Genomic DNA, 6,266 nt, shown 5'->3' with positions numbered 1-6,266 from the left:
ATTCCAGATCTCATCATCGGACAGGTGATTGACCAGTTCCTTGGTTTCCGGGCGCTGACCGAAGAAATGCTCACGCACGAACGCGCCGGACTCGGCCTTGTACGTCTGGTAATCCCCATCCGGGGTCGGTTTATCACTTCCACCAGCGCCCCGGGGTCATCGGCATCCAGCACAGGTTCAGCGCCACGCGCACGTCGTGCGAGTCGCGCACCTCCTGCGGCAGGTAGCTGCGGTCCGCCGCGCTGATCTGCCCGGCCGACTCCTCCAGCACCCGCTTCATCTGTTCGGCCAGCTCCTCGACGAGGACCTTCACAAAGGTCTCGCGGGCCTGGTTGTGCGGCCGGCGCGAATGCCGGGCCCGGTCCCGGGCGTTGCGCACCATCTTGCGGGTCAGGGTCAGCCGGGTGCCCTCGACCAGCACGGTGCGGTCCTCGGGCAGCAGCCGCTGGCGGTTGCGCACCGCCTGGGCGATCACCCTGGCCATCGACAGCTCGCCCTTGACCCGGGCGGTGGTGCGGTTCAGCTCCGGCACCGTGGGCACCCCGGCGTACAGTTCCCCGACGCTGGCCATCACCACGCCGGTCTCCCCCAGGGAGGGCAGCACGCGTTCGATGTAGCGCATGAAGGAGGTGGAGGGGCCCACGATCAGCACCCCGGCGTTCTTCAGCCGCTCCCGGTACTCGTAGAGCAGGTAGGCGGCGCGGTGCAGCGCCACAGCGGTCTTGCCGGTGCCCGGCCCGCCCTGCACCACGATCGCCCCGGCCAGCTCGGAGCGGATGATCGCATCCTGCTCGGCCTGGATGGTGCCCACGATGTCACCCATCCGCCCGGTGCGCTTCTCGCGCAGCGCCGCCATCAGCGCCCCCTCGCCGCGGTGCGAATGCCCCTCGTCCAGCCAGGACGGGTCCAGCACGTCATCCTCCACCCCGGCCACGGTGCGGCCCTTGAGGATCAGGTGGCGGCGGCGGCGCACCCCCAGCGGCTGCAGCGCGGTGGCCTGGTAGAACGGGGCGGCCTCCGCGGCCCGCCAGTCCACCATCAGCCGGTTCAGGTCCTCGTCGGTGATGCCGATGCGTCCGATGTAGCGCGGGCTGCCGGCCGATTCGGGGTCCGCGGCGATCCGCCCGTCCATGTCCAGCCGGCCAAAGACCAGCCGGTCCTCCACGGCCTCCAGCTGGGCGATCCGGTCCTCGTAGAGGGTGGCGAAGGAGTCGCGTTCGGACTGGTTCTGGAAGCTGCCCACCGCCCCGGTGGCCCGGGTGCGCTCCAGCTGTTCGATCTTCTCCGCCCGCAGCTCATCGAGCCGCGCATACAGCCGTGCCACGTACTGCGATTCGTCGATCAGATCCTTGTCGATCGTCCCGGCCACTGGTGCTCCCCTCACACTGCAAAATCAAGACAGACCATTCTACGCCGCCGCACCCCGGCAACGGGCAATGATGTGACGCAACCGGCGACACGTTCACCGGCGGCGGATTCGGGCGCGCGGATCAGACCAGCTGCAGGCTGTGCACGTTGTATCCGCTCAGCTGCTGGCGGCCCTTCAGCTCGTCCAGTTCCAGCACCACGCCGATCCCGGCCACCGTCGCACCGGTGCGTTCGATCAGCCGGGCCGCGGAGCCCACGGTGCCGCCGGTGGCCAGCACGTCGTCCAGGATCAGCACGCGGGTGCCGGGGCGGACTTCGTCGCGGTGGATCTCCAGGGACCCCGACCCGTACTCCAGGGTGTAGTCGTCGCGGTAGGTGGGCCGGGGCAGCTTGCCGGCCTTGCGGATGGTGAGCATGCCGGTGCCGGTGGCGTAGGCGGCGGCCGCGGCCAGCACGAACCCGCGGGCCTCCAGCCCGGCAACGATGTCGAACTGCCCGGCGAAGCGGGAGGTCAACTCGTCGACGATCCGGCGCAGCCCATGCGGGTCGGCGAACACCGGGGTCAGGTCCTTGAAGGACACCCCCGGTTGCGGGTAATCGGGCACGATCGCGCAGAGGCGGTCCAACAGGTCACTGATGCTTTCGTTATTCGTCACCCGTCAATTTTAGGCCGTCCCGGCAGTTCCCGCGGAACCCCGCCCGGCCGGGGCGGGTACCGGTGCAGCACAACGCCCCGCGTTTCCGGTCCCTGCAGGGGCGGAAAACACGGGGCGGAAGGTGATTCGGCGGGGCCGTGAATCAGCGCCGATCAACGTGAATCAGCCGGTCTCAGCGTGGCAGCAGCTGCCCCGAGGGCCAGGGCAGCAGCGTCGGGAAGTCCGAGAGCTCGGCGTCGGAGGAGGCCTGCACCACGCCCTGCGGCGGTCGTCCGGCCAGCCAGGCGGCCAGGTCGAAGTCGGTTCCGGTCAGCACGTAGGAGTGCGCCCCCTCCCCCAGCACGATCGGCTCCTTGCCGTGGGGCTGCAGCACGATCCGGTCGGTCTCGGCCACGCGCGGCTGCAGCGCACGGATCAGGTGCTCACTGAAGCTGCGCGGCCAACTGGCGGCCGGACGCTTGAACTCGTCCAGGTCGGTTGCGTGGATCAGCATTTCCCGCCAGGTGGCGTGCATCATGTCGGCCACCGTCGCCCCGGGGCGGTACCCGACGTTTTCCTCCCACTTCTGCGCGGTGCCGGGCAGCACGGCACGCAGCTCGTCGAGCGAATCCAGGGCCAGCGGGCGCAGCGAGTCCGGGCGCATCAGCGCGGCCATGTTGATCGCCTCCACGCGCCCGGCCATGCCCCCGTCGTACATCTCCGGCGGGTTGGCGCTGCCGGCGTTGGCGAACTGGCGGATCGCGGCCCGGGCGAAGGAATGCAGGTGCGCGACCAGCTGGGACACCGTCCAGTCCGGCAGCGAACTGGGCTTGGCGAAATCCTCATCGGGAAGTGCGCGCAACTGGGCCTGGAGCTCATCCAATGCCCGGGTGACCTCAGTGATCAGTTCCTCGGGCGACAAATGCTGTGTCATGCTCCACACTGTATCGGCTGCACCGGGAAAACCACCAGCACCACCTGCGATGCCCACAAACACCACAACTCGCCGGCACCCGTGGAGGGGGCGGCGGGCTGCGGTCAAAGCGCGGCGGGAGGCGGCAGGTGCGCGATCAGCTCCCGGCCCAGGTGCGCACGTGCTGCAACTGGCGTTCGAACTCCTCCAGCTGGGCCTGCACGGCGCTCGGAGCGGTCCCGCCCTGTCCGTTGCGCGCGTTCAGCGAACCCGCGGTGGAGAGCACCTCACGCACCGCCGGAGTCAGGTGCTCGGAGATCGAGGCGTAGTCCTCATCGCTCAGGTCCCACAGCTCCACGCCGCGCGACTCGGCCAGCTTCACCGCCGCCCCGGACAGTTCGTGGGCGTCGCGGAACGGCACGCCCTGGCGCACCAGCCATTCGGCGATGTCGGTGGCCAGCGCGAACCCCTGCGGGGCCAGTTCGGCCATCCGCTCGGTGTTGAAGCTCAAGGTGGCGATCATCCCGGCCACCGCCGGCAGCAGCAGCTCCAGGGTGTCGGCGGCGTCGAACACCGGCTCCTTGTCCTCCTGCAGGTCACGGTTGTACGCCAGCGGCAGGGCCTTCAGGGTGGCCAGCAGCCCGGTCAGGTCCCCGATCAGGCGCCCGGCCTTGCCGCGGGCCAGCTCGGCGATGTCCGGGTTCTTCTTCTGCGGCATGATCGAGGAGCCGGTGGAGAACGCATCGTGCAGGGTCACGAACGAGAACTCCTTGGTGGCCCACAGGATCACTTCCTCGCTGATGCGCGAAAGATCCACGCCGATCATGGCCGTAATCCAGGCGAACTCGGCGAAGACGTCACGTGCCGCGGTTCCGTCGATCGAGTTGTGCACGGCCGAATCAAAGCCGAGTTCGGCGGCGACGAAGTTCGGATCCAACCCCAGGGTCTGGCCGGCCAGGGCACCGGATCCATACGGTGAGACCGCGGCGCGCTTGTCCCAGTCCACAAACCGCTGCACGTCGCGCAGCATCGGCCAGGCGTAGGCAAGCAGCAGATGCGAGAGCAGGATCGGCTGGGCGTGCTGCAGGTGGGTGCGCCCCGGCATGGGCGCGTAGGGGTGGGCCTTGGCTTGGGCGACGAGCGCGTCCATCGTCTCGATCAGGCCCTGGGCGATGATGCGCGCATGATCGCGCAGGAACATCCGACCCAGGGTGGCGATCTGGTCGTTGCGGGAACGGCCGGCGCGCAGCTTCCCGCCCAGCCCGGCTCCCGCCCGCTCGAGCAGGCCGCGCTCCAGCGAACCGTGGACGTCTTCATCCGACTCGGCGGCCACGTAGCGCTCGGTCTTGACGTCCTCCTCCAGCTGGTCCAGCGCGGCCAGCATCCCGGAGAGTTCGTCGTCGGTGAGCAGGTTCGAACGATGCAGGACCTTGGCGTGGGCGCGTGAACCGGCGATATCGTAGCTGGCCAGACGCCAGTCGAAGTGCGTGGACTTGCTCAGCGCCGCCATGGCTTCTGCTGGGCCGCCGGAGAAGCGGCCGCCCCATAGCGAACCTTCGTTGGTTGAAGAGCTCATGCCTAGTTCCTTTCAGCAGACACCACGTGGTGGACCGCAAGCTTTATATTCACTGTTGAACACTCTAACAAAGTTTATGCATAGAAGCTCATAAATATTCAATCTGGACTGCTCTATCCCGCAGAGGCAGTGTCGACGAGCGAGCGACACATCCTCGTCCCAAGTCCCAAGGCTCGTTAGACTAAAACCATGACTGATACCCCGCGACAGCCGGAACTTTCCAATGAGCAAATAGAATTCCTGAACCAAGTGCTGGACATGGCCCGGCAGGGCAAGGTTCAGATGCTCAGCTCGGTGATTGATCAGGGGATTCCGGTAAACCTGACCGACGGCAAGGGCGACTCCCTGCTGATCCTGGCTGCCTACAATTCACAGCCCGAAGTCGTGAAGGCGTTGATTGAGCGCGGAGCAGAGCTGGACCAGCTCAACGCACGCGGACAAAGCGCGCTTACCTGCGCGGTGTTCAAGCAGGACGAGGAGTCCACCCGCATGCTGCTGGAGGCGGGCGCCGACCCGAAGCTCGGGCCGCAAAATGCGTTGGCCGTGACCGAGATGTTCGATCTTCCCCAGTTCCGCGCCATCATCGATGAGTACCTATAGGCCGTCCTAGCGCCTCGCTGAGCTTCCCAGAAAGTTCGCCCTCAGCACAGATTTACTGTGGTGGGGGCATACTTTTGCCTGTAGTTACCCGCAAAACCCTTCCACTGCCCATAGCCGCCGCGTAAGGTGATCTTACACATAGAGGAACACGGAGATTCTTGGAGGTACGACCCATGGAAATCCAACTCGTACGCGGGGATATCACGCGAGTCGGGGCTGAGGCTTTGGTGAATGCTGCCAACCCGTCACTGCTCGGCGGCGGTGGTGTTGATGGCGCCATCCACGAGGCCGCGGGCCCTGAACTCCTGGCGGCGTGCCGCGCAGTGCGCAAGAACCAGTACCCCGATGGCATTCCCTCAGGTATTGCGGTCGCGACCAAGGCCGGAAAACTGGATGCACGGTGGGTCATTCACACCGCGGCACCCAACCTGAATCTGGGCAAGGCGAACCCGAAGATCCTCTCCGATTGCTTCACCAACTCGCTATACGTGGCTACTCGCCATGATGCTCATTCCGTCGCATTCCCCGCCATTGGTGCTGGGGCCTTCGGCTGGCCCGCACAGCAAGTGGCCGACATTGCTGCCAAGGCCATCGGCGACTGGGTTGAGACCAACAAGCACGTCACTTCCATTCACCGGATCATTCTGGTCTCCCACACCGATCAAGTGCAGAAGGCCTTTGAAGATGCCTTTGGCATGGAAAGCATCGAAGAGCTGGCTGCCTAGCCTGCAGCTTGTCGTTGAGCAAGGCGACGGCGGTGTACTGCATCGACTGCAGCACACCGCCGTCGTGTTTGCTCCGGGAATCAACCTTGCGAAGCACTGCAGCAAAAGTTAGCTGTCGGCTGCTTTAGGTGGGGTGGCCGCTGGCGGGTCCTGTCCAGGGCCCGGCCCGGTCTTCGACCCCCGACGACGACTGCTGTTGCGTTTGGTGGTATCCGGTGGCGGGCCGTCCGGCTTTGGCGGGTTCGTCTGGCCCGGGGCCGGTTTTTGTTCCGGTGGCTTTTGCCGGGCTGCTTGCTGCCCTGGTTTGGACGGGTCTTCCCAGCTGGCGAACCAGTACCGGTTACGCCGCGGGGTCTGGGAAGGATCCAGATGCTTGGGCAACACCACATGCGGCAACCCGTTCACATCAACGATCTTGAACTTCCCGGCATGATAGTCATCATGCTCCC

At 66.2% G+C, this 6,266-nt stretch carries 6 protein-coding genes and 1 pseudogene; 2 read left to right on the top strand and 5 right to left on the bottom strand.

Features of this window, described 5'->3' with window-relative positions; genetic code table 11:
- Positions 1–151: 151 nt before the first annotated feature.
- From RCJ92_RS14505 to argH, 4 genes and pseudogenes are all read right to left on the bottom strand, one after another.
- Positions 152–1,369 (bottom strand): annotated as a pseudogene (locus RCJ92_RS14505) (HelD family protein); the annotation flags it as partial.
- A 121-nt stretch (positions 1,370–1,490) separates the two neighbouring features.
- Complete coding sequence (locus RCJ92_RS14500; protein WP_246049779.1) at positions 1,491–2,024, bottom strand: adenine phosphoribosyltransferase; 534 nt, start codon at positions 2,022–2,024, stop codon at positions 1,491–1,493.
- A gap of 172 nt (positions 2,025–2,196) precedes the next feature.
- Positions 2,197–2,937, bottom strand: a complete 741-nt coding sequence (locus RCJ92_RS14495; RefSeq protein ID WP_421015168.1) for a maleylpyruvate isomerase family mycothiol-dependent enzyme — start codon at positions 2,935–2,937, stop codon at positions 2,197–2,199.
- Positions 2,938–3,073: 136 nt separating this feature from the next.
- On the bottom strand, positions 3,074–4,492 hold the full coding sequence (gene argH / locus RCJ92_RS14490) for an argininosuccinate lyase (protein ID WP_446754935.1): 1,419 nt from the start codon (positions 4,490–4,492) through the stop codon (positions 3,074–3,076).
- A 189-nt stretch (positions 4,493–4,681) separates the two neighbouring features.
- Between argH and RCJ92_RS14485 the strand changes: the two genes are divergently transcribed.
- Positions 4,682–5,092, top strand: coding sequence for an ankyrin repeat domain-containing protein (locus RCJ92_RS14485; RefSeq protein WP_446754934.1), 411 nt, complete (start codon positions 4,682–4,684; stop codon positions 5,090–5,092).
- Positions 5,093–5,265: 173 nt separating this feature from the next.
- Positions 5,266–5,817 carry an O-acetyl-ADP-ribose deacetylase gene (locus tag RCJ92_RS14480; protein ID WP_446754933.1) on the top strand — a complete coding sequence of 184 codons (552 nt, stop codon included), beginning with the start codon at positions 5,266–5,268 and terminating at the stop codon, positions 5,815–5,817.
- Between the two features lie 108 nt (positions 5,818–5,925).
- Here RCJ92_RS14480 and RCJ92_RS14475 read toward each other — a convergent pair.
- The coding region (locus RCJ92_RS14475; protein ID WP_446754932.1) for a hypothetical protein at positions 5,926–6,266 on the bottom strand (341 nt) is incomplete at its 5' end.

This window comes from Glutamicibacter sp. BSL13 (assembly GCF_052928425.1).
This window is presented reverse-complemented; position numbering and strand designations above follow the sequence as displayed.

Coding starts and splice junctions, on each gene's coding strand:
- RCJ92_RS14495 (WP_421015168.1), bottom strand. CDS start 2,937: ATGACACAGCATTTGTCGCCCGAGGAACTGATCACTGAGGTCACCCGG.
- argH (WP_446754935.1), bottom strand. CDS start 4,492: ATGAGCTCTTCAACCAACGAAGGTTCGCTATGGGGCGGCCGCTTCTCC.
- RCJ92_RS14485 (WP_446754934.1), top strand. CDS start 4,682: ATGACTGATACCCCGCGACAGCCGGAACTTTCCAATGAGCAAATAGAA.
- RCJ92_RS14480 (WP_446754933.1), top strand. CDS start 5,266: ATGGAAATCCAACTCGTACGCGGGGATATCACGCGAGTCGGGGCTGAG.